This window comes from Hwangdonia sp., assembly GCF_048381975.1.
Taxonomy (GTDB): domain Bacteria; phylum Bacteroidota; class Bacteroidia; order Flavobacteriales; family Flavobacteriaceae; genus Hwangdonia; species Hwangdonia seohaensis.
This window is the reverse complement of record NZ_JBLWYT010000003.1, coordinates 454,874-477,361: the sequence shown is the minus strand read 5'-3', so window position 1 is coordinate 477,361 and position 22,488 is coordinate 454,874. Positions and strand designations below refer to the sequence as shown.

Here is a 22,488-nt window from a genome sequence, read left to right as displayed (position 1 = left end):
AGCTTGTGTACAACGTGTTTGTATATGGTTTGTTGCGTGGTTAAGCAACTAAGTTAACAAATAAAAACCGAATAGAAAATCCGCGAGGATTTTCGTAAGTAGGCTAGAACTAGCAATAAATTATATACGGTGTTGTGGTTAGTTTTTATTTTAGTTTTCCAAGCATTGTCCCAAGTCCTATGCCAAAATATGTTCTGTCTTTATTCATTTGTAACATTGGGGAAACTGATAATCCGAAAAATTTCGTAATTGGAAATTCTATTTTTGGGTTTATTGTAAAACTCAATGTATTATAACTCTTGTAAGAATAAGTATAATTTTCAGCAAGATTTATCACAGTATCACTCTCAACAAATTGCCAATTGTCAGGTTCTTTTATAATCGTGTAGCCAATTCCAAATGAAAAATTCAATCTTATGGTTCCTTCTGGGTTAAAATTATAAATTTTTCCAAAATCGATTCTATAATTCAATAGGTGGTCATAAGGGTTTTTAATTCCAACACTAAATAGTCCATTTAACCCTCCACTAAAATCTTCGGGTTCAGATTTAGGTTTTCTAACGTTTCCTGAAAAACCAAGTTTTAAAGAATAATTGTTTTTAAAAACATAATTTAAATTGTAATCAACTCCAAAATAGTTTCCCAAGTTTAATTCGCTTGATAAATAATATGTGTTTTTTTTGTTTTCTTGAGCATTAATTAATTGAGCATTAAGAACAATTAAAATTATTAGTAAAATTTTTCTTTTCATTTTTTCAGGGCAATGATTTGTCAAATTAACCACAACGTGTTTGTATAAGATTAGTTGCTGTTTTAAGCACTAAAGTTAGCAAATAAATAACAGATAGAAAGTCCGCGAGGACTTTCGTAAGTAGGCTTGCACTAGCAATTAATTTTATACGGTGTTGTGCTTTCGTTTTTTTTTATTTTATCAAATATTCTAATAGTTCAAATTTTTTAAGTCCAAAAATTATTGCTACTAACCAATAAATAACAAGAAATATTTTCACAGCAATTTTTTCGGGTAAAACTCCAAAGAATTCCATTATATGTTGTGGAAATTTTACGATGAAGTCAATCCAAAAAACAGGATTGAAAGATTCTCTAAATCGTTTTCTGTAAACACCAATTGCTTCATTAAATCTGTTCTGTACATTGCCAACAATATCCTCTCTTCGATTTGTTAAATTATCAAAAACAGAAACTCGCATATTTGAAAATTTTCCAAACCCTAAAAATTCTTGATGAATTACTGATGAATCTTTTAGACCAGCATCTTTGAATAATGATTTAATTTCTTCTTTATTCTGAATAAATTTAGAATTGTCAGTATTAATGTATTCTACATATTTGTCATACAATTTTTTAATTCGGATATATTTATAAAAATTAGTGATAAATCTTAAAACGATTACTAATGCAAAAAATCCAATTATGTAATATAAATTCATCAATTTTTAGTTTTTACAATGAATTAAATTCATCCTCAAAAGTCTTTGTGTCAACCGAAAAATTATAAGTAGAACTACTACCCATATTTATACTAATATAACAAGAGTTTTTAGCTTTTTTTATTCTTTCAATCATTCTTTTTGCTAATTTTCCAGATATTACAATTCCTTCAGAGTGTGAAGCTTCGTCTATTCCGTAATAGTTTTTAGGTCTTACATTTCTACATAAATATTCTCCGTCTACGTAAAGTGAAAAATTATAAGATGGTTTTTCGGAAGTTTTATCAGAAGGTTTTGACGATGAATACTCATAAAGGTCTAACCAAATTTGATTATGATTGTAAATTGTCATTTCAACCCAAAGAGGAGAATCTTTTGTAGCTGAATTACTAAATTCGCCTTTTAGAGAAGTTGTTAATCCGCCACCAAATTTGTTTTTCCAAGGTCTATTTTCTATTTCCTTAATATAATCTTTTGATTTTTTTCCATAAAAGTATGAAACTTCAATTTCGCTAAACTGTTCAATCGCTTTATTCCATTCCTTTTTTTCATAAGAAGTTAGGGCTTCTTCGTATTTTAAAGAGTCTTTAGTTTTAGAAATTTGTTTTTTAATCGCAATTTCTTTTTCTCTTTTTAGTTTCTGTTCTTTTTCTTTTTTGTTTTCACAACTCAATAAGATTGTTGACAAAAAAAGAATTATAAATATGTAATTAATTTTCATTTTTAGCAGGATTTTAAATGAAGCACAACGGTCTCGTATAACCGTCAGTTACGGGATTAAAGTTAATGATTTTCGGTTTGGCACAGACGTTAGCAATTCCGGATGGATTCGGACGTAGTCGAATCCGCCGTAATTGCGGTTATACATTGTTGTAGTGCGTTTTTATAATTCAATTTCTGCTAAGAATGTTAGCTCATCATTTTCCGTATTTTCCGATTCTATGTTTTGGTTATTGTAAGTCAGTTTAGTCGTTATATAGTAGGACACTCCACAAGGAAGTTCAGCGAATCTAGCTTCAAAGTTCAAAATTATAGATGTCGTGTCGTCCAAATTAATTGTATACTCAAAATTTGACTCATTGGCAATAAATAGAAAAAGAGTATTGTCATACTTTCTTATTTCCGCATTAGGTTCTCCAAATTCACTGGGCGGAATATATCTAAATCCTGGATTTGAAAAGTCGCCCTCAACAGTTATATTTTCAGGGTCTATTGTTCCATTTTCAATTAAGTTGGCACCATTTTCATCAACTAATCTAATATACAATTCAGGAAATGCTGGGTCAAAAAGTGAACAGTCAATTCCGTTGTCATCGTCACTAGAACAACTTAGAAGTAAAATTCCAATAAAAAGAAGAGTGAGTAATTTTTTCATAATTTAGCTTTCTATTCAGATGCTTTAATATGCAATTGGTTGCGTCCAAATGCACTACAACGTGTTTGTGTATGGTTAGTTGCGTGGTTAAGCAACTAATTTAGCAAATAAATCACAGATAGAATATTCCGCAGGAATGTTCGTAAGTAGGCTTAAAACAAGCAATTAATTATACACGGTGTTCTACGCAGTTTTTTATTCAGATTGTTCTACATTAAATTCAATGTTCCAGTTCTTTACATACTCAGATAATGGTCCAAGTCCAACTTCTGTTCGCCTTTTATCTACATTTTCAGGTTCTTTTAAATCGTAAATCATCCATTCTCCAGTATCTTGATTTTTAGAAATCTGAGAGCCGTAAATTTGAGGTTTTCCATCCATCATTAAAATCCGGTCTTCCATTAAAGCGATTTGGCTTTTTCTTATATTTCCATTTTCAGCGGATTCTTTTAACTGTGGTAAATATTTTTTGCGATGAAAATTATCTGCGTGTTGAAATACTAACCAAATAGTAGACATTTGTTCGGTCGAAACATTTTCCAAACTAGGCATTCCACATTTTTCAATTATGCTGACTACCTTAACTAAATTGTCACGGTCTATTTTTGGGTCTATTCCTTTGCCATTTTTCCGCATATCTTGGTCTAAAGAATGAACATTGGTCAATATATTCTGAATTTCGCTACAATCAATATTTATTAGTTTTATTGGCTCAACTATTTCTTTTTTATAAATCTCAATTATTTGTTTTCGTAAATCTTTATCTTTTTGATTTGCCTCTCTAATAACAACGATTTCTGGTTGGTTTTTATCATTAAAATACGTGTCGTATGCATATTTTATATCTGATGAAATTTTTGCCATTGAGTCAGCAGAAATAGTTTCTCCTTTTTCATTTTTAAAAATAACGTTATCATAATTGTAGGTTTTTCTTTTTTCGGCAATCTCTATTTGGTCACTTTCAGTTAATTTCCTTAAATCATCTGGAACATATTTTTTATCGGTATTGCAAGATGAAATTAACATTGCAAGTAAGAGATGAAAATAGATTTTGTAATTCATTAAGTTGGTTTTTAAATTGCGTAGAACAAATATATATAGTTAATATTAACTATATATCTATTATGTGTGCACTAAGATAATAAATCTTTGATTTCTGTAAAGGAATTTGTAGCAACATGCGTGTAAATTTCTGTAGTTTTTGTAGAGTTATGTCCTAATAATAGTTGAATGTATCGAATATCGGTTCCGTTTTCCAGTAAATGTGTCGCAAAACTATGCCGCAGCATATGTGGGGTAACCCGTTCTTTAATTCCAGCGTTTTTAGCTGCCTTTACAACGATTTGCAATACACTAGAGCTACTATACCTGTTTTTTGAAATGGGATTTTCAAACAAATAGGTCTTTGGCTTGTAAAGTTTAAAATACGTTCTCAAATCAACCAAAACACTTTTGTTAAGAACGGTATACCGATCTTTGTTGCCTTTTGCTTGTTCTACCCTTATAACCATTCTTTTACTGTCAACATCATTCAGTTTTAAGTTGAGCAATTCATTTCTGCGTAAACCGGAAGAATATAACAGGCTTACAATACATTTGTGTTTTATATTGTTTGTATGATTTATTATGGAAACTATTTCTTCTTTTGATAACACCTTGGGCAGTTTAGCCTCTTTTCTGGGCCTTTCAATGGCATAGAATCTATTGGGCATTCCCAAAACCATTTCGTAATAAAACTTAATGGCATTAATGGCCATGTTAATATAAGAATTAGATTTTTTTTCTTTTATGAGCTTTTGAAGATAATGCCTAATATCATTTTCATTTAGGCTAAATAGTTCCCTGTCTTTATAATAATTGATAAACCCTTCAAAACTATGAACATAGTTTTTTACTGTACTGTTTGAGTATTTTTTTAATTCTAATTTTTGTAGAAATTCTTCGGGGCATGGTCTGAACTTTTCTTTTTTGGCTCTGTTTCTAAACCAAGTTACATCAATGGTATCGTTGTTATTGTTTAGCTTTCTGTCTTGAAAAAAATAATTACAGTTAACCCAAGCTACACCTCTAAACTTTTCAAAAATTAAATTAAGGTTGGATTTGGTATTTATAATATAGGCCATATTGAACTCTTTGCTCCATTTAGGGTTGGGTAGCTCTTTAATTAAAGCCTGTAAAACTTTATCGGAATTGAATTGTAAACCTATACATTGTTTCTCTTTTATATAAAGATGCTTTAATGTGATATGTTTGTTTAGCATAATGAGGCATGTTTGTACAAGTATATTTATAATAAATTAAATATTAGTATATTACACGAATACTATACGTCTAATATTCGACTAATTCGTACATGGAAATATTAAAATGCCTATTTTGTGGTAAGGAAATTAAAGGGAGGTCTGACAAAAAGTTCTGTGATGTGCACTGTAAAAGCACTTACCATTACAGACGTGCTTTAGCAGAAGCACCGCGTTTTTACAACAAGGTAGACAATCAGCTAAAACGCAATAGGCGTATTTTAAAATCTTTCAATAAAGCAGGAAAAGCAACAGTTCGCGCCCAAGTTTTGCAAGACCAAGGTTTTAATTCTAAATTTTTTACCCACTATTGGAAAAACCACAAAGGCGATGTTTATCTTTTTGTTTATGAATATGGTTTTTTAAGAAAAAAAGAAAATAACATCGAAAAATATATTTTAATCCAATGGCAGGATTATATGGATTAAATGTTTTTAGCTAACTACCGAGTAATAGTAACATACCAGGATTTGCATTTATTTATTTGTAATGACTCATCAAAATCGCTTGTAAACCTATTGAGATACTTAAACTCGTGTTAATTGTATACTGCCTTTTTTAAAAATTTTGTATTTTTGTAACCGGTATGAATAAAGTATTCCATAAAATAGCGTCTTTTGCAATGGCCTTTGTAGTGTTGTTCTCTACAATGTCCTTTACCCTTAATATGCATTATTGTGGCGATACTTTGGTGGAAACTGCTATATTCCATAAAGTAAAAGGATGCGGCATGGAAATGGAAAAACCTTCTACCGAAGGATGTGCTATTACTAAAAAGGATTGCTGTAAAAACGAACAAACCGTAGTTGAAGGTCAGGATGAATTACAACTTCACGTTGATAAAATTTCTTTCGAACAGCAAGTATTTATAGCTTCATTTGTTTACGCTTATGTTAACCTTTTTGAAGATGTAAATAAAAAATCATCTTCGTTTGAACAGTACAAGCCACCACTCGTCACTAAACAAATCTTCAAGATTGACGAGACCTATTTAATTTGATTTTAAACAGAAAACCGTGTTATCCTATGGCTGTAATGTTATACGGATAATTTGTTGTATTCGGTGTTTTCTTAACACCAATGTCTAACTGTTTAATTATCAATTTTTATGCTTAATAAAGCGATCAAATTTCTTATCGAGAATAAACTCGTAGCCGTTTTGTTACTCGCCCTTTTTATAGGTTGGGGAACGGTAAATGCCCCTTTTAATTGGGACACTGGCTTTTTGCCTAGCAACCCAGTTGCGGTAGATGCCATTCCGGATATTGGAGAAAATCAGCAAATAGTTTTTACCAGATGGGACGGGATTTCACCTCAAGATATTGAAGACCAAATTACCTATCCCTTAACCACAACATTGCTGGGAATTCCTGGGGTGAAAACCATCAGAAGTTCGTCTATGTTTGGGTTTTCGAGCATCTATATCATTTTTGAAGAAGATATTGAGTTCTATTGGAGTCGAAGTCGGATTCTTGAAAAACTCAACTCATTACCAAGTGGATTGTTACCCGATGGTGTCAATCCTGCTTTGGGGCCAGACGCAACGGGTTTGGGGCAAATTTATTGGTACACCTTAGAGGGGCGCGATGAAAACGGAAACGTAACTGGTGGCTGGGATTTGCATGAGTTGCGAAGTGTTCAAGACTACTATGTAAAATATGCTTTGTCTTCGGCAAGTGGGGTTTCCGAGGTCGCTTCTATTGGGGGCTATGTTCAGGAATATCAAATTGATGTGAACCCAGAACTCATGCGCCAATACAATATTGGATTGAACCAAGTTGTAAAAGCTGTAAAGGAAAGTAATAAGGACATTGGTGCACAAACCTTGGAAATCAATAAAGCGGAATATTTAGTACGCGGTTTGGGCTATGTGAAATCCATTTCAGACATTGAAAATGCCGTAGTGACCTCAGAAGATTTCACGGCAATCAAAATTAAGGATATTGCTAAAGTAGCTTTAGGGCCTGCTGCTCGAAGAGGTATATTGGATAAAGAAGGTGCAGAAGTTGTAGGAGGTGTAGTTGTGGCGCGTTATGGTGCCAATCCAATGGAAGTGATTAACAACGTTAAAGAAAAAATCAGTGAATTAAGTACCGGATTGCCGTCTAAAATACTAAAGGACGGAAGAACATCACAACTAACCGTAGTACCTTTTTATGATCGTTCCGAACTCATTCAAGAAACCTTAGGCACCTTAAATGAAGCCTTAACTTTAGAGGTTTTAATTACCATTTTGGTGATTATCATTATGGTATTCAATCTTCGGGCATCCATTTTAATTTCCGGCCTATTACCCGTCGCCGTATTAATGGTATTTATCGCCATGAAACTCTTTAATGTCGATGCTAATATCGTGGCGCTTTCTGGAATTGCGATTGCTATTGGAACCATGGTGGATGTTGGGGTCATACTTTCTGAAAACATCATCAGGCATTTGGATGAGGACGATGGAAAAGAATCTATAAATACAGTGGTGTACAACGCTACCGCTGAAGTATCTGGAGCTATCGTAACCGCAGTAATGACCACCATTATCAGTTTCATCCCTGTGTTTACCATGATTGGTGCCGAAGGCAAATTATTCCGGCCATTGGCCTTTACCAAAACCTTTGCGTTAACCGCTTCCATTTTGGTGGCCTTATTTTTAATTCCACCTTTTGCTGCGTTTTTATTCCGAAGAAAAAGCATTAAAAAGAGTTTCAGTTATATTTTAAATGCTGCTTTGATTTTAGCAGGACTAATAGGCCTTTTTTATGGCTATTGGTTAGGCATTATTCTAATAGCTTTTGGTGTTACCGGCGTTTTAAAAAATCAAGAGATAGTTAACGCAAAACGAGCAAATCTTATAAATATCATAATTTCTGCAACCGCCATTGTATTTCTTTTAGCGGAATATTGGCGACCATTGGGTGTTGATAAAAGTATTTTCTGGAACCTCATTTTTGTTGGGGTCATTTGCTTCGGATTGTTAGGTGTATTTGCCTTATTCATAAAGTTTTATACGCGAATTCTAAGATGGTGTTTAAATAACAAGTTGTTGTTTCTGTCTGTGCCAACAGCCATTGTGATTGCCGGTTTTTTCATCATGAAAAACACAGGAAAAGAGTTTATGCCATCGTTAAATGAAGGTTCGTTTTTGTTGATGCCGACCTCGATGCCACATTCTGGAGTTGAAGAAAATAAACGCGTTTTACAACAATTGGATATGGCAGTTGCCAGTATTCCTGAAATTGAAACTGTTGTGGGTAAAGCAGGTAGAACCGAATCGGCTTTAGACCCTGCGCCTCTCTCAATGTACGAGAATATTATTCAGTATAAACCAGAATATATGCTGAATGAAAAGGGAGAACGTCAACGCTATAAAGTAAATGATGATGGTGAATATGTATTAAAAAACGGAATGTCATTGCGAGCGGAACAAAGTGAAGCGTGGCAATCTGTTAATGTCAAAGAACAACTAATAGAAGATAACGACGGAGAATTCTACCGCAACTGGCGACCGGAAATCAAATCACCTGATGATATTTGGGACGAAATTGTAAGAGTCACCAAATTACCAGGAGTAACCTCGGCACCAAAACTACAACCTATTGAAACGCGACTGGTGATGCTTCAAACAGGCATGCGTGCTCCTATGGGAATCAAAGTAAAAGGCCAAGATTTAAAGCAAATTGAAGCCTTTGGAGTCCAATTGGAAGATATACTAAAGCATGCCGAAGGGGTTAAACAAGAAGCTGTTTTTGCAGACCGAATTGTAGGGAAACCGTATCTGTTAATTGATATCGATAGAGAGAAAATTGCCAGATATGGCATCACGATTGAAGAGGTTCAAAATGTACTAAAGGTAGCCATTGGTGGTATGGTGCTCACGCAAACCGTTGAAGGTAGGGAGCGTTATGGCGTTCGTGTGCGATATCCAAGGGAGTTACGAGGAGATCCTTCCGATTTAGAACAAATTTATATTCCTGTTGAAAAAGGCAGTCCGGTGCCGTTAAGCGAATTGGTAAGCATTCGTTATGAACAAGGGCCACAGGTGATTAAAAGTGAAGACACCTTTTTAGTGGGTTATGTGCTTTTTGATAAATTGGATGATTTTGCAGAAGTAACCGTGGTTGAAAACGCACAAGCTTTGATACAAAGTAAAATAGATTCCGGAGAACTCATCGTGCCAAAAGGCATTAATTACCAATTTACAGGAACTTATGAAAATCAAATAAGGGCCGAAAAAACCTTATCAGTAGTTGTGCCATTGGCATTGGCCATTATCTTTTTGATTCTTTACTTCCAATTCCGTTCCGTAACCACGTCTTTAATGGTGTTTACGGGAATTGCCGTGGCTTTTGCGGGTGGGTTTTTAATGATTTGGCTTTACGGTCAAGGTTGGTTTTTAAACTTCAATTTCTTTGGCGAAAATATGCGAGACCTCTTTCAAATGCATCCTATTAATTTAAGTGTGGCCGTTTGGGTTGGGTTTATTGCACTCTTCGGAATCGCAACCGATGATGGTGTGGTTATGGCAACCTATTTAACGCAAACCTTCCGTAGAAATACACCCGAAAACAAGAAGGAAATTAGAGCATCCATTGTGGAAGCTGGAGAAAAACGAATCAGACCGTGTTTGATGACAACGGCAACCACCATTTTAGCTTTATTGCCCATTTTAACATCTACAGGACGCGGAAGCGACATTATGATTCCTATGGCAATCCCAAGTTTTGGAGGCATGCTTATCGCGTTAATTACCTTGTTTGTAGTCCCGGTTTTATATAGCTGGAGAGCGGAGTTAAAAGTTAAAAGTGAGAAGTGAGAAGTGAAAAGTGAAGAATGAACAGTTAAAAGTGAAGAGTAAAAAACTAAAAGTTTAAAGTTATGAGTAAAAGTATTTTAAAAGATAAAAGTTATGCCTTTGCAATTATGGTCGTAAAACTGTCTCAGATTTTAGTTTCTGAAAAAAGAGAATTTGTATTAAGTAAGCAGTTTTTGAGAAGTGGAACCGCAGTTGGCGCATTAATTAGAGAGGCTGAATTTGCTCAAAGCAAGAAGGATTTTGTAAACAAAATGAGTATTGCACTTAAAGAAGCTAATGAAACATTGTATTGGTTGGATTTGTTGAAAGATACTGGCTATATAAATGAAGAAGAGCATCAATTACATTTTGTTTTAAATAAGGAATTAGTTGCCATGTTAGTAAGCTCTATTAAAACAACAAAATCAAATATTCAAAAATGAAACAGTTTATATACACATTAAAAGCAGTTGATTTTAGTTTTCTAGACATTATATTTCGTATGAAAACTGTTTTGATTTTTAGTTTTTCACTTTTCACTTTTCACTCTATGAGTGCTCAAGAATTGGAAACATTGATAAACGAAGCTTTAGAGAACAATCCTGAAATTCAAAAGTTCGATTTTCAGCATCAAATTGCGTCCGAAAAAGTAAACGAAGTGAACAGTTTACCAAATACCGAATTTAACTTTGGCGTTATGGCTGTAAAACCTGAAATGGATATGCCAATGGAACGTTTTCGAGTTTCCGTTATGCAAATGTTACCTTGGTTTGGCACCATAACGGCACGAGAAAATTATGCGACTTCGATGGCCGATGCACAGTACATTGAAATAACGATAGCGAAACGAAAATTGGTGCTTTCGGTGTCGCAACTTTATTACCAACTGTATGAAATTAAATCCAAACAAGACGTTTTGGACAAAAACATTGCACTCTTGCAATCTTACGAACAGCTTGCCCTCACTTCGTTAGAAGTAGGTAAAGCATCAGCCGTAGATGTTTTACGATTACAGATCAGACAAAATGAATTGCAACAAGAGAAAGAGGTATTAGTTCAGCAATATAACGGGATACAAGCAGCATTGAATGGTTTGTTGAATCGTGATTATGATGTTAAGGTATCTGTGGTTTCTGCTATGGTAATTCCAGAAGACGATAATTTTTACAGTTACGAAAGTTTGGAAGTAAACCCAGAGTTGCTCAAATTTGATAAATTGTATCAATCGGTAGAGCGGTCCGAATTGTTAAACCAAAAAGAAAGTGGCCCGATGATAGGTTTTGGCGTGGAATATATCAACCAAGAAAACAGCCCAATGATTACCAGTTCGTATAAAGATATGGTGATGCCCATGTTGTCGGTTTCCATACCTATTTTCAATAAAAAGTATAGCTCTCAAACCAAACAAAACGAATTGCGTAAACAGGAAATCCAATCGCAAAAAGAGCAACGATTGAATTTGTTGAAATCGGAACTGTCAAAAGCCATTTCGCAGCGAAATCAGTCGCGAATTAAGTTTGTTGCCCAAGAGAAAAACCTAAAACAAGCCAAAGATGCCGAAACCATTTTAATTAAAAGTTACGAAACCGGAACGATTGATTTTAATGATGTTTTGGATATTCAGGAATTGCAATTAAAATTCCAAATGAATCAAGTAGAGTCGGTTAAAAACTATTATGTGCAATCGACAGTAATTAATTATTTAAGCAATTAATATGACACACACATATCACATACACGGGATGACCTGCAACGGTTGTCGCAGTCACGTTGAAGACATACTTTCAAAAGTGGAAGGTGTTTCAGAAGCAACCGTCAATTTAGAAAAGGCTGAAGCCACTATTGAAATGGAATCACATATTCCTATAGAAACATTTCAAGAGGCTTTGAAAAAGGATGGAGATACCTATACTATTCGCATTCAGAATGATGAGATTCCTGCTTCCGTAGGAATAAAATATCACGTACATGGCATGACCTGCAACGGTTGTCGCAGTCACGTTGAAGACATACTTTCAAAAGTAAAAGGTGTTTCAGAAGCAACGGTCAATTTAGAAAAAGAAGAAGCTACGATTGAAATGGTATCACCTATTCCTATAGAAACGTTTCAAGATGCTTTGAAAAAGGATGGAGGAAGTTATAGTATTCATAAACTTGGAGAAAAGCCAGTGCAAAAAGAAAAAGTAGAAAAACCTAAAGGTAAAGGCACAGGCACTTTTTATTGCCCCATGCATTGCGAAGGCGATAAAACCTATGATAAAGCTGGCGATTGTCCGGTTTGTGGAATGGATTTGGTTGAGGAACAAAATTTATCTTCAACCCATTCCGAGCAATGGACCTGTCCTATGCATCCTGAAGTTGTGAAAGATGCAGCAGGTGCTTGCCCTATTTGCGGGATGGATTTAGTGCCCATGCAAGCAGATTTGTCTTCTGAAGAGAAAACCTATAAAAAGCTGTTGAAGAAATTCTGGATTGCATCGATATTCACATTGCCGATTTTCATCATTGCCATGAGCGAAATGCTGACTAACAATCCATTATTTGAAATCATGCATCAAAAAAACTGGAATTGGATTCAGTTTGTATTGTCCATTCCCGTAGTGTTTTATGCCACTTGGATGTTTTTTGAACGTGCCTACAGAAGTATCAAAACCTGGAACTTAAACATGTTTACACTTATTGGGATTGGCGCAGGTGTAGCGTGGTTATTTAGTGTGTTCGGCATGTTTTTTCCAGATATTTTTCCAGAGCAATTCCTATCCGAATCCGGAGCAGTTCATGTTTATTTTGAAGCTGCAACGGTGATTTTAACATTGGTGCTTTTAGGGCAACTTTTGGAAGCGCGAGCGCATAGTAAAACCAATTCGGCGGTAAAAGAATTATTAAAATTAGCACCAAATAAGGCTACGAAAATTGTAAATGGTGAAGATGAGGAAGTCAGTATCGATAACATTGAATTAGGAGATATTCTAAAAGTAAAACCAGGCGATAAAATTCCTGTGGATGGTTCGATAACCGAAGGTGAAACCACCATTGATGAATCCATGATTACAGGAGAACCGATTCCCGTAAACAAGTCGGTTGATGATAAAGTAAGCAGCGGCACTATAAACGGAAATCAAGTGTTCTTGATGAAAGCCGAAAAGGTTGGGAGCGATACCTTGTTGTCCCAAATTATCCACATGGTGAATGATGCCAGTAGAAGTCGCGCACCTATTCAGAATTTAGCCGATAAAGTATCTGGGTATTTTGTGCCTGCTGTGGTCATTATTTCGGTAATAACCTTTGCGGTTTGGGCCATTTGGGGACCAGAACCCGTTTATGTGTATGCTTTTGTAAATGCCATTGCGGTGTTAATTATTGCCTGTCCGTGTGCATTGGGATTGGCAACACCTATGTCAGTTATGGTCGGTGTTGGTAAAGGTGCTCAAAATGGTGTACTGATTAAAAACGCCGAAGCCCTCGAAAAAATGGATAAGGTAGATACTTTAATCATCGATAAAACGGGAACCATTACAGAAGGCAAACCAACGGTAGAAAAAGTGGGTGCCTTTGATTCTAATTTAACCGAAGCTGAGGTCCTGCAATATATCGTTTCGTTAAACAGCAATTCTGAACATCCACTGGCCGAAGCCACTGTTAAATATGGAAAAGAACAAAAAGCGGAAGTCTTAAAATCCGAAGGATTTAGTGCTGTAACAGGAAAAGGTGTCGAAGGAAAAGTAAGCGGTAAAAGCGTAGCCTTGGGAAATCCGGAAATGATGGATTATGCGAAAGCTGAAATCTCTTCGGAGATGGAAAAAGAAGCAGAAACCTATCAAAAACAGGGTAAAACGGTTTCATTTTTAGCAATAGACAAAGCCGTTGTTGGTTATGTGGTTATTGGCGATAAAATAAAGGCAACAAGCGCTAAAGCCATTAAAGAACTTCAAAACAAAGGTATCGATGTTATTATGTTAACAGGCGATAACCATAACACCGCACAAGCAGTTGCTACAGAATTAAATCTGGCAGATTTTAAAGCCAGCATGTTACCAGAAGACAAACTCAAAGAAGTGGAAAAACTGCAAAAACAAGGCAAGGTTGTGGCAATGGCTGGAGATGGTATTAACGATGCACCAGCATTGGCGAAAAGTGATGTCGGCATCGCCATGGGAACGGGAACCGATGTAGCCATTGAAAGCGCTATGATAACTTTGGTTAAAGGCGATTTACACGGCATAGTAAAAGCCAAAAATCTAAGTCATGGTGTGATGAAAAACATCAAACAAAATCTGTTTTTCGCCATGATCTATAATACTTTAGGCGTACCCGTAGCGGCAGGCGTGTTATTTCCGGTTTTCGGAATATTGTTGTCACCAATGATTGCAGCTTTGGCCATGAGTTTTAGCTCGGTATCGGTTATTGCAAATGCATTGCGATTAAGAACGATTAATATATAACTATTTCATAAGAACCATCAAATAATATAAAGTCGTAAAAACTAACAACAAATATGGTAAATAGACATACAGCATTAAAAATAAGAAAAACCCATCGCTATTTGGGTCTGTTTTTAGGGATTCAATTCTTAATATGGACGATTAGTGGACTTTATTTCAGCTGGACCGATATTGACGAGATTCACGGTGATCATTTTAAAAAAGAAAAACCGCTAGAAACGGCTTTCTCTAATTTAATTGGTACCGCTCAATTGGAAACCAATCAAGCTATTGCATCTTTGGAATTATTGGAAATTGCTGGCGAACCTTATTATTGGATAAATGGTGAACAACTATATCACGCTAATTCAGGTGCTAAAAAAGAAGGAATTACCGAAAAAGAAGCCATTACAGTTGCAGAGCGTTATATGTTGCCTGATTTGGAAGTAGAAAATATAGAAAAAATTGAGAGCGTAAGTGCACACCATGAATACCGAGGAAAACCGTTGCCTGCTTATGAGATTTCATATAAAACCGATAAAAACCTTAAAGCTTATGTTGCCCTAAATAACGGCGCTTTCCAAACCGTAAGACATAGAGATTGGCGATGGTTCGATTTTTTATGGATGACGCATACCATGGACTATAAAGGACGAGATAATTTCAATACGCTTGTTCTAAGAGCGTTTTCCGTATTAGGATTGATTACCGTTTTAAGTGGTTTTTTATTGTGGTTTACCAGTTCGCCATCAATTAGAAAATTTAATAAAAAAAGCAAAAAAAACAACACTGAAGCGTTGAAAAACAAATGAAAATAATATTAAAATAAATAGAAAATGAAAAATAACAAAGTATTCATTTACGTTGGTTTACTTGCCATAGGCATCCTTTTAGGTTGGTTGTTTTTTGGCGGTTCATCCCATACAGAAACCAATCACAATCACGATGCAGTTGCAGAAACCAATCAAATGTGGACCTGCTCCATGCATCCACAAATCATGCAACCCGAACCCGGTGATTGCCCCATTTGCGGCATGGATTTAATTCCGGCCGAAGCGGGTGCAGACGGATTGTTGGCCGACCAATTTAAGCTTTCTGAAAACGCAATGGCCTTGGCAAACATACAAACCACAGTTGTAGGTAATAGTGAAACTGAAGAAAATGCCATCAAATTATCTGGTAAAATTGTTGAAAATGAAGAAGCTAATGCCGTTCAAGTGAGTTATTTCTCAGGACGAATAGAACGCCTTAATGTGAATTTTACAGGTGAAGACGTGCGTAAGGGACAACTTTTGGCTAGCATTTATTCACCCGAATTATATGCGGCACAACAAGAATTGATTACAGCATCGGCATTAAGAGAAACGCAGCCTGCCTTATACAAAGCCGTTCGAAACAAATTAAAATTATGGAAGCTTTCTGAAAATCAAATCAATCAAATTGAAACCTCTGGTAAAGTACAAGAAAACGTACCTGTGTATGCCACGGTTTCGGGCACCGTTTCAGAAAAATTAGCAGAAGAAGGCGATTATGTGAAACAAGGTCAACCATTGCTCAAAATTGCCAATTTAAAAACGGTTTGGGCCAATTTTGATGTGTACGAAAATCAAATCGATTTATTTAAAAAGGGACAAGAGGTAGCCGTTATTACAAAAGCCTATCCGAATAAAAAATTCACGGGAAAAGTAGATTTTATTGAGCCAACCTTGAACACAAAAACACGAACTGTAACCTTGCGTGTGGTATTGAATAATCAAAAAGATTTATTCAAACCAGGCATGTTTGTTGAAGGCAACATAAAAGGAGCTTTTTCCAGTAAGAATGACGTGTTAACTGTTCCAGCAACTGCGGTTTTATGGACTGGGGAACGTTCTGTGGTGTATTTAAAAACCAATCCAGACCAACCCGTTTTTGAAATGCGTGAAATTACGATAGGCCATAAAATGGGTGCAGATTATGAGGTTTTAGAAGGATTGGAGCAAGGCGATGAAATTGTATCCCATGGTACTTTTACAATAGATGCAGCTGCCCAATTGCAAGGAAAAAAGTCTATGATGAATAAAGATGCTGACAAAGTTATGACGGGTCACGAAGGACACCAGGGAATGTCGGAGTCAGCTTCGGAAGATACCAAAAACCATTTCAATTTGAATGAAAGGGTAAGCGTTTCAAAAGAATTTCAAAATCAATTGAAAACTGTTTTCAACGATTATATTCAATTAAAAGATGCTCTAGTTGAAGATGATTCAAAAAAAGTAAAAGCGGTATCTGGAAAACTCATGGAAAACTTATCTCAAGTGGATATGGCACTGCTAAAAGATGATGAGGCACATCATCATTGGATGGCCTTGGAACAAGAGATAAAGGCAGCATCAATCTCTATTTCAAACACAACTCAAATTAAAGAGCAAAGAACGTATTTTAAAAACCTTTCGTTACAATTAACCAATGCGATTGAGGTATTTGGTATCAATGAAAAGGTGTATCATCAATTTTGTCCTATGGTAGATAACAACAAAGGCGGCTATTGGTTGAGTAAAGAAGAAAAAGTTTTTAATCCGTATTTTGGAGATGCCATGTTAACTTGTGGCGAAGTAAAACAAGTCATAGAATAAATAAAGACTAATAATAACAATTAAATAATTAAAAATGAAAAAAGTAATTTTAAGTGTCGCTGTAATTGCGGCTATGGGTTTAACAAGTTGTAAAAACGAAGCGAAACAAACTACCGAAACAACGACGACCGAGGTGTCTAGCGAAATTGCTATGACCGACCTATCTTTTGGTGTAAGAGGGAATTGTGGGATGTGTAAAAAAACCATTGAAAAGGCAGCCAATGGCGTTGCAGGTGTTGCAAAAGCGACTTGGGATGTGGATAAAAAGAAAATAGATGTTTCTTTTGATGACACCAAAACAGACGCCATGGCAATTCATAAAGCCATTGCAGCTTCAGGTTACGATACCGAGAAAGCAACTGGTGATTTAGCGGCCTATGACAACTTACCAGGCTGCTGCAAATACGATCACGATATGATGATGAATCAGTCGGGTGACATAAAAGCAGAAGTACACTAAGAAAAATAATTAGTAGTAAAAAAAACACTATCCTTTTACAGCCTGTTATTAAACCTATATGCTTTAAGGATAGTGTCTTTTATTTTATTACTAAAAATATTCAGTCAATATCATTAAAAAAAACCTTTACTGGGCGTTTAAATTGTAAACAACCAGAGCGTCGTTATTAATTGTAACGAGGATCGACTTGGTGTTTTTTTGTTGTATGGTTGATAAATCTTTTACCATACCTTTTATGGCAATTCCACTTTCTAAGGCCGAAATGGGTTTAAAGTGGTTTTTACCGTTATTGATTAGCAACAGGCCGTAACTGGCATCGTTTCTTGTGGTTTCAATTTCAGATTGATACATATTGCCAGCAACCAAAATATCCTTTAATCCATCGTTGTTAAAATCATCAATTAAAATATCGTTAATAGAAGATACTTGGGCTTGGTTTGGTAATGCCATCGTATTAAACTGTCCATTGCCTAAATTTTCCAAATATACAGAAGCAAAGGTGCTTGCTTTTAAATGTAAGGCTTCCTCTAGTTTTTCTTTTCCGTAAACATCGATTAGTTTAGCAGAACCAAAATCGTTATATGTTGGAAATTTTTTCTTTATAAATGGCATCTGATTTGATGAACATTCACGTCCGCGAAGCGGAAATAAATCTTGGTTATTATAATAGCCTAAAACAATATCGTTAGTGCCATTATCGTCAAAATCTGTTGAAAACACTTCAAATGGCTCTTTTACTGAAGCTTTGTATTTATAGTTTAAACCGAGGTTCCCAACAATATAATCGGTGTCGCCGTCATTATCAAAATCGGCGCCTTTTATGCTATTCCACCATCCACTTGAATTAGGAAGCATATTTTCTTGCCGTATAAAATTACCGTTTTCATTTTTAAAAAAACTAATTTCCATCCATTCGCCAACCACTATTAGATCGGTTTGATTGTCGTTATCAAAATCGGTCCAAATAGCATCGGTTACCATGCCTATATTTGATAATTTAGGCGCTTTTTGTTGCGTAACATCTTTAAATTTTCCGTTGTCGTTTTCTAACAAATAACTTGTGTCGGAAAACGGATAGGTTTGTGCTTTTAGGCGACTTCCAATAAATAAATCCAAATCGCCATCCTTATCAAAATCAAAAGGTTTTACACAGCTTCCGCTTGAATACATTTTAGGAAGATTCGTGTTGGATTTCTTAAAGTTACCATTTGTATTTATGTAAAGTCGGTCTTGATACATGCTGCTATTCGCCTGCCATTCGTTGCCACCGCTGACGACGTACAAATCTAAATCGCCATCGTTGTCGGCATCAAAAAAAATCGCATTTACATCTTCATAACTTTTATCAATGTCCCAAGTTTCAGCATTGGAAACACTAAACATCTCATCTTTATTTTGAATGTACAGAGTCCCGGAATGCCCTTTTGAACCTCCAATATAAAAATCGTCTAAACCGTCATTATTGATATCTGCAACGACTACGGCTGGTCCAAATTGCGACATTTTATGGGGCAAAAGACTTTCGTTGATAAAATCGTTATGGTCGTTTTCGATGTGTTTATGTTTTAATTTTAAACGATTAGTAACATCGGTGAACAAAGTTGTATTTGGGGCTTTGTTAAATTTACCAAGGGGTTTGGCATCATTATAATTTATTGTTAATCGCTGATTTGCTGAAACATCTTTAAGAGTTTGAAACTTATTATCTGGCCAAATAACGGTGATGCTTTCAACAGATTTTAATTGGTTTAAACCAAAATGCAACATCGGTTCTACGGCCGATTGATACCCACGCGTGGGATAATTTTCTAAATATTGAGTGCCGCTTTTTGTTTTAGCTTCAACGCGAACACCAATACCAAAAGGGTTTTTCGGATTTCCTTTAAATTGAAATTGCAGATAGTTTTTATTGGAATTGTTCTTTAGAATGGTAGCCGGTTCATCAATATTATTAACTACCAAATCCAAATCGCCATCGTTATCTAAATCGGCATAAGCGGCGCCATTTGAAAACGTTGCATTTGTAATGCCCCAATCTGCAGAGGTTTTGTTAAAAGTTAAATCGCCATTGTTTTTAAAAAAGTAATTACGTGTTTTCCTTTGTGGTGTTTGCTTCACTAATTCTTCAATAACGGCAGCCATTTTTTCATTGTTTTTCTGGGCTTCCTCTAAACGCTTTAGCTTGTGGTTTCTAAAATCGTTATTCCTAAAATCTCTTTTTAATCCGTTGGAAACGAACAAATCTTTATGGCCGTCGTTATCGAAATCTGCAAAAAGCGGACTCCAGCTCCAATCGGTATTCGAGACTCCAGAGAGTTGCGCAATCTCGCTAAAATTTTGGTCGCCCAAATTCATTTGCAAGGCGTTAAACATATATTGGTAATGAAACCCATTGTTAACGGCATGGTTAAAAATTTCCGGATTCATGCCGCTCATACTGGTTTTAATACCGTAATTATCTTCGGCAACCATATCTAACGACATAATATCCAAAAGGCCATCATTATTAAAATCCGCAATATCGGTGCCCATTGAAAAATTTGGAATGTGTTTTACAGACGATTTTAAACTTTCGGTAAAAGTACCATCGCCATTTTTATAGTATAAATAATCGTGTTCTATATAATCGTTTGCAACGTAAATATCCGGCCACCCATCTTGATTTAAATCGCCAACCGATACGCCCAAACCAAAACCTAAGGGATTGCCAATTATGCCGGCTTGTTTTGATATATCTACAAATTTACCGTTGTCGTTTCGGTATAATTTATCGCCCACAAATTCATCTTCTTTATTCTTGAAATTTTCAGGGTTGTTTGTGTTTATTGGCGAAACATTGTGGTTAAGCAAAAACATATCCAAATCACCATCTTTATCAAAATCAAAGAAAGAAGCTTGCGTGCTATAACCCGAAAAATTTAATCCGTATTGGGTTGCGCTTTCTGTAAAAGTTCCGTTTTTATTATTTATAAACAATTCGTTTTGTCTGTTTTTAGCCTTTCCTTTTCCAGATTTACACACGTAAATATCCAGCCAACCATCGGCATTTATATCTACCATCGTAACACCTGTTGTCCATCCGAAAGAGCCTTTAACTTTGGCCTTGTCCGTTACATCTTCAAACTTAAAATCGCCTTTGTTTAAGTAAAGTTTGTTGTCTTTTAAGTTGGATGTAAAATAAATATCGGGTAAGCCATCATTGTTTATATCGCCAACGGCAACGCCGCCACCATTATAGAAATACTCGTAAACCATACTATTCATAGCGCTGCTTTCAGGTATGTCGTTAATGAAATTCACGCCACTTTCATGGGCTGGTAGCTCTGAAAACAAGGTTAAATGAGGAGCTTCTTTTTGGCGTGTTTCTTTATTTGAATCCTTTTTACATGAAAAGTTAAACATGCTTAAAAAAACAATAACCAACGTGGTATAGTGATGGGGTTTAATCATTAAAATGAATTTGATATATGTAAAAATAAGAAACACCTAGAAATAAGTTTATTCCTAGGTGCATCCAATTAAGAAACTAATCTAAAACTAACTCTTTTTCTTAAGTTTTACCACCCTGGATTTGGATCCAAATTGGTATTTATATTTATTTCTTGCAGCGGAATTGGGAACACAATATGCTTGTCCTGAAAATTCTCTGCAAAAGGTTTGTTATGATTTTCCAAAGTGGTTTTAATAGATTCTGTTGCAGTACTTCCGCGTTGCCATCGGTATAAATCGAACCAGCGTATGCCAAATTCCATTGCTAATTCAACGGGACGTTCATGATGACGGATTTGCGTGCGCAATTCATCTTTTGTCATTGTGCTCAAAGCTTCAGCGCCACCACGTTGTCTCACAATGTTAACCTGGTCTATGGCCAATGGTGTTTTGTCGTTTTCGTTTAAGGCTTCGGCATACATCAGCAGCACATCGGCATAACGGATTACAGAGATATTAGTCCCATTATAGAAATTTTCATCGGCATTAAACGCATACTTTTTAAAGTATTTAGGATGGTTTAAATCTGCTGCAACACTGGCATAGGTTTCGTTTTGACCGGAATCCCTACTATACATTTCCGAGTTGGGGTCGTCAAAGAAAATGCTTTCGTAAACCCGATTGCTAATATCGCCGCCAGCATCTAAATCTGTTTTCATTTCGTCAACCAACCATTGTGATGGGTAAAACAATTCCCAGCCACCAAAGGCATAAGGAGATACTTGAAAGTTGAAAACCTGACGCTCGTCATTTCCGTTAGAGCGGTCTCCTGAAAATTGAATTTCAAAAACACTTTCACTTCCGTTTTCAGCTAATCCGTTAAAGTTATCGGCATAATTTGGCAGTAATGCATAGCCCATGCCCGTAACTTCTTCCAACTTTGTTTCGGCTGGTCCCCATTTTTCTTGAAATAAATAGACTTTACCCAACAATGCTTTTGCAGCCCCTTGTGTGGCTCTACCTTTCCATTCTGATGGATAGCTTGTTGGTAAATCTGCTTCAGCTTCACTTAAATCTGTTTCTATTTGTGCCCAAACGGCAGAAGGTGCAGCTTGACTTGGAAATAAGTTTTCCAATTCGCCACTAAATGTGGTAACAAGCGGTACATTTTCAAAACCTGTTACCAACCAAAAATAGTAGTAGGCTCTTAAAAATTTGGCTTCGGCAACCAATCCTTTTTTAGTATCGGCAGAAAGCGCTTCCATTTCGGGCACTTGCTGTAATATTTGATTGGCGCGACCAATACCGGCATAACTTGCTTGCCACACATTGTATGGACCGCTTTCTTCGGTTGTGTTGGAAAAACTTGCTAAAGAACGCCCGTAAGTTTCGGCTGTATTATTGGTTACATCGTCTGCTCTGTATGCCATAGACGTGTAAATTTCTTCAAAAAACGCCCATTTGCTTCCGCTTGCACTTTGCATGGCACCATAGGCGGCCGTTAGGGCTTGCATAGCATGAGCTTCGGTTTGCCAAAAACTCTCTTCAGTTAATACTTCTTTATTTTCAACATTAATAAAATCATCGCTACATGAATTTAAAAACCCGATAAAGCATACTGTTATAATTATATATTTTAATTTTTTCATTG

Annotated in this window: 17 protein-coding genes; 9 read left to right on the top strand and 8 right to left on the bottom strand. The window is 35.7% G+C overall.

The genetic code is table 11. The features are described from left to right. Positions 1–145: 145 nt before the first annotated feature. From ACN5J7_RS08220 to xerA, 6 genes are all read right to left on the bottom strand, one after another. Positions 146–751, bottom strand: coding sequence for a hypothetical protein (locus ACN5J7_RS08220; protein ID WP_418603508.1), 606 nt, complete (start codon positions 749–751; stop codon positions 146–148). Between the two features lie 172 nt (positions 752–923). Then, positions 924–1,451 carry a hypothetical protein gene (locus ACN5J7_RS08215; protein ID WP_418603507.1) on the bottom strand — a complete coding sequence of 176 codons (528 nt, stop codon included), beginning with the start codon at positions 1,449–1,451 and terminating at the stop codon, positions 924–926. A gap of 13 nt (positions 1,452–1,464) precedes the next feature. After that, complete coding sequence (locus tag ACN5J7_RS08210; RefSeq protein WP_418603506.1) at positions 1,465–2,172, bottom strand: hypothetical protein; 708 nt, start codon at positions 2,170–2,172, stop codon at positions 1,465–1,467. 162 nt (positions 2,173–2,334) lie between these two features. Then, positions 2,335–2,826 (bottom strand): hypothetical protein, encoded by a 492-nt coding sequence (locus tag ACN5J7_RS08205; protein WP_418603505.1) that lies wholly within the window; start codon positions 2,824–2,826, stop codon positions 2,335–2,337. Between the two features lie 195 nt (positions 2,827–3,021). Beyond that, a complete protein-coding gene (locus tag ACN5J7_RS08200; RefSeq protein WP_179354748.1) occupies positions 3,022–3,888 on the bottom strand; it encodes a DUF6624 domain-containing protein in 867 nt (288 codons plus the stop codon). A gap of 71 nt (positions 3,889–3,959) precedes the next feature. Next, positions 3,960–5,087 carry a site-specific tyrosine recombinase/integron integrase gene (gene xerA / locus ACN5J7_RS08195; protein WP_418603504.1) on the bottom strand — a complete coding sequence of 376 codons (1,128 nt, stop codon included), beginning with the start codon at positions 5,085–5,087 and terminating at the stop codon, positions 3,960–3,962. 92 nt (positions 5,088–5,179) lie between these two features. Between xerA and ACN5J7_RS08190 the strand changes: the two genes are divergently transcribed. The 9 genes from ACN5J7_RS08190 (at position 5,180) to ACN5J7_RS08150 (ending at position 17,408) form a co-directional block, all read left to right on the top strand. Beyond that, on the top strand, positions 5,180–5,554 hold the full coding sequence (locus tag ACN5J7_RS08190; protein ID WP_418603503.1) for a hypothetical protein: 375 nt from the start codon (positions 5,180–5,182) through the stop codon (positions 5,552–5,554). A 158-nt stretch (positions 5,555–5,712) separates the two neighbouring features. Continuing rightward, positions 5,713–6,126 carry an HYC_CC_PP family protein gene (locus ACN5J7_RS08185; protein WP_418603501.1) on the top strand — a complete coding sequence of 138 codons (414 nt, stop codon included), beginning with the start codon at positions 5,713–5,715 and terminating at the stop codon, positions 6,124–6,126. A 108-nt stretch (positions 6,127–6,234) separates the two neighbouring features. Next, the gene (locus ACN5J7_RS08180; protein ID WP_418603499.1) at positions 6,235–9,933 is read left to right on the top strand and encodes an efflux RND transporter permease subunit; all 3,699 of its coding nucleotides are present in this window, start codon (positions 6,235–6,237) and stop codon (positions 9,931–9,933) included. A gap of 62 nt (positions 9,934–9,995) precedes the next feature. Continuing rightward, the gene (locus ACN5J7_RS08175; RefSeq protein ID WP_311939792.1) at positions 9,996–10,355 is read left to right on the top strand and encodes a four helix bundle protein; all 360 of its coding nucleotides are present in this window, start codon (positions 9,996–9,998) and stop codon (positions 10,353–10,355) included. A gap of 59 nt (positions 10,356–10,414) precedes the next feature. Then, positions 10,415–11,626, top strand: a complete 1,212-nt coding sequence (locus ACN5J7_RS08170) for a TolC family protein (RefSeq protein WP_418603521.1) — start codon at positions 10,415–10,417, stop codon at positions 11,624–11,626. 1 nt (position 11,627) lies between these two features. Beyond that, complete coding sequence (locus ACN5J7_RS08165) at positions 11,628–14,354, top strand: heavy metal translocating P-type ATPase (protein WP_418603497.1); 2,727 nt, start codon at positions 11,628–11,630, stop codon at positions 14,352–14,354. 53 nt (positions 14,355–14,407) lie between these two features. After that, positions 14,408–15,145: a PepSY domain-containing protein gene (locus tag ACN5J7_RS08160; protein ID WP_418603496.1), complete on the top strand. Its 738-nt coding sequence runs from the start codon at positions 14,408–14,410 to the stop codon at positions 15,143–15,145. Between the two features lie 24 nt (positions 15,146–15,169). Next, a complete protein-coding gene (locus ACN5J7_RS08155; RefSeq protein ID WP_418603495.1) occupies positions 15,170–16,948 on the top strand; it encodes an efflux RND transporter periplasmic adaptor subunit in 1,779 nt (592 codons plus the stop codon). Positions 16,949–16,982: 34 nt separating this feature from the next. Continuing rightward, positions 16,983–17,408 carry a heavy-metal-associated domain-containing protein gene (locus ACN5J7_RS08150; RefSeq protein WP_311939798.1) on the top strand — a complete coding sequence of 142 codons (426 nt, stop codon included), beginning with the start codon at positions 16,983–16,985 and terminating at the stop codon, positions 17,406–17,408. Positions 17,409–17,534: 126 nt separating this feature from the next. On the opposite strand, the gene ACN5J7_RS08145 is transcribed toward ACN5J7_RS08150, so the two are convergent. Together ACN5J7_RS08145 and ACN5J7_RS08140 are read right to left on the bottom strand one after the other, a co-directional pair. Further along, positions 17,535–20,858, bottom strand: a complete 3,324-nt coding sequence (locus ACN5J7_RS08145) for a VCBS repeat-containing protein (protein WP_418603494.1) — start codon at positions 20,856–20,858, stop codon at positions 17,535–17,537. Between the two features lie 107 nt (positions 20,859–20,965). Next, positions 20,966–22,486: a RagB/SusD family nutrient uptake outer membrane protein gene (locus tag ACN5J7_RS08140; RefSeq protein ID WP_418603493.1), complete on the bottom strand. Its 1,521-nt coding sequence runs from the start codon at positions 22,484–22,486 to the stop codon at positions 20,966–20,968. Positions 22,487–22,488: the final 2 nt, after the last annotated feature.

Excerpts from the sequence above, each read along its gene's own strand:
- ACN5J7_RS08220 (WP_418603508.1), bottom strand. The coding sequence starts at position 751 with ATGAAAAGAAAAATTTTACTAATAATTTTAATTGTTCTTAATGCTCAA.
- ACN5J7_RS08190 (WP_418603503.1), top strand. The coding sequence starts at position 5,180 with ATGGAAATATTAAAATGCCTATTTTGTGGTAAGGAAATTAAAGGGAGG.
- ACN5J7_RS08140 (WP_418603493.1), bottom strand. The coding sequence starts at position 22,486 with ATGAAAAAATTAAAATATATAATTATAACAGTATGCTTTATCGGGTTT.
- xerA (WP_418603504.1), bottom strand. The coding sequence starts at position 5,087 with ATGCTAAACAAACATATCACATTAAAGCATCTTTATATAAAAGAGAAA.
- ACN5J7_RS08205 (WP_418603505.1), bottom strand. The coding sequence starts at position 2,826 with ATGAAAAAATTACTCACTCTTCTTTTTATTGGAATTTTACTTCTAAGT.
- ACN5J7_RS08210 (WP_418603506.1), bottom strand. The coding sequence starts at position 2,172 with ATGAAAATTAATTACATATTTATAATTCTTTTTTTGTCAACAATCTTA.
- ACN5J7_RS08215 (WP_418603507.1), bottom strand. The coding sequence starts at position 1,451 with ATGAATTTATATTACATAATTGGATTTTTTGCATTAGTAATCGTTTTA.
- ACN5J7_RS08185 (WP_418603501.1), top strand. The coding sequence starts at position 5,713 with ATGAATAAAGTATTCCATAAAATAGCGTCTTTTGCAATGGCCTTTGTA.
- ACN5J7_RS08150 (WP_311939798.1), top strand. The coding sequence starts at position 16,983 with ATGAAAAAAGTAATTTTAAGTGTCGCTGTAATTGCGGCTATGGGTTTA.
- ACN5J7_RS08145 (WP_418603494.1), bottom strand. The coding sequence starts at position 20,858 with ATGATTAAACCCCATCACTATACCACGTTGGTTATTGTTTTTTTAAGC.
- ACN5J7_RS08200 (WP_179354748.1), bottom strand. The coding sequence starts at position 3,888 with ATGAATTACAAAATCTATTTTCATCTCTTACTTGCAATGTTAATTTCA.
- ACN5J7_RS08175 (WP_311939792.1), top strand. The coding sequence starts at position 9,996 with ATGAGTAAAAGTATTTTAAAAGATAAAAGTTATGCCTTTGCAATTATG.
- ACN5J7_RS08180 (WP_418603499.1), top strand. The coding sequence starts at position 6,235 with ATGCTTAATAAAGCGATCAAATTTCTTATCGAGAATAAACTCGTAGCC.
- ACN5J7_RS08165 (WP_418603497.1), top strand. The coding sequence starts at position 11,628 with ATGACACACACATATCACATACACGGGATGACCTGCAACGGTTGTCGC.
- ACN5J7_RS08160 (WP_418603496.1), top strand. The coding sequence starts at position 14,408 with ATGGTAAATAGACATACAGCATTAAAAATAAGAAAAACCCATCGCTAT.
- ACN5J7_RS08155 (WP_418603495.1), top strand. The coding sequence starts at position 15,170 with ATGAAAAATAACAAAGTATTCATTTACGTTGGTTTACTTGCCATAGGC.
- ACN5J7_RS08170 (WP_418603521.1), top strand. The coding sequence starts at position 10,415 with ATGAAAACTGTTTTGATTTTTAGTTTTTCACTTTTCACTTTTCACTCT.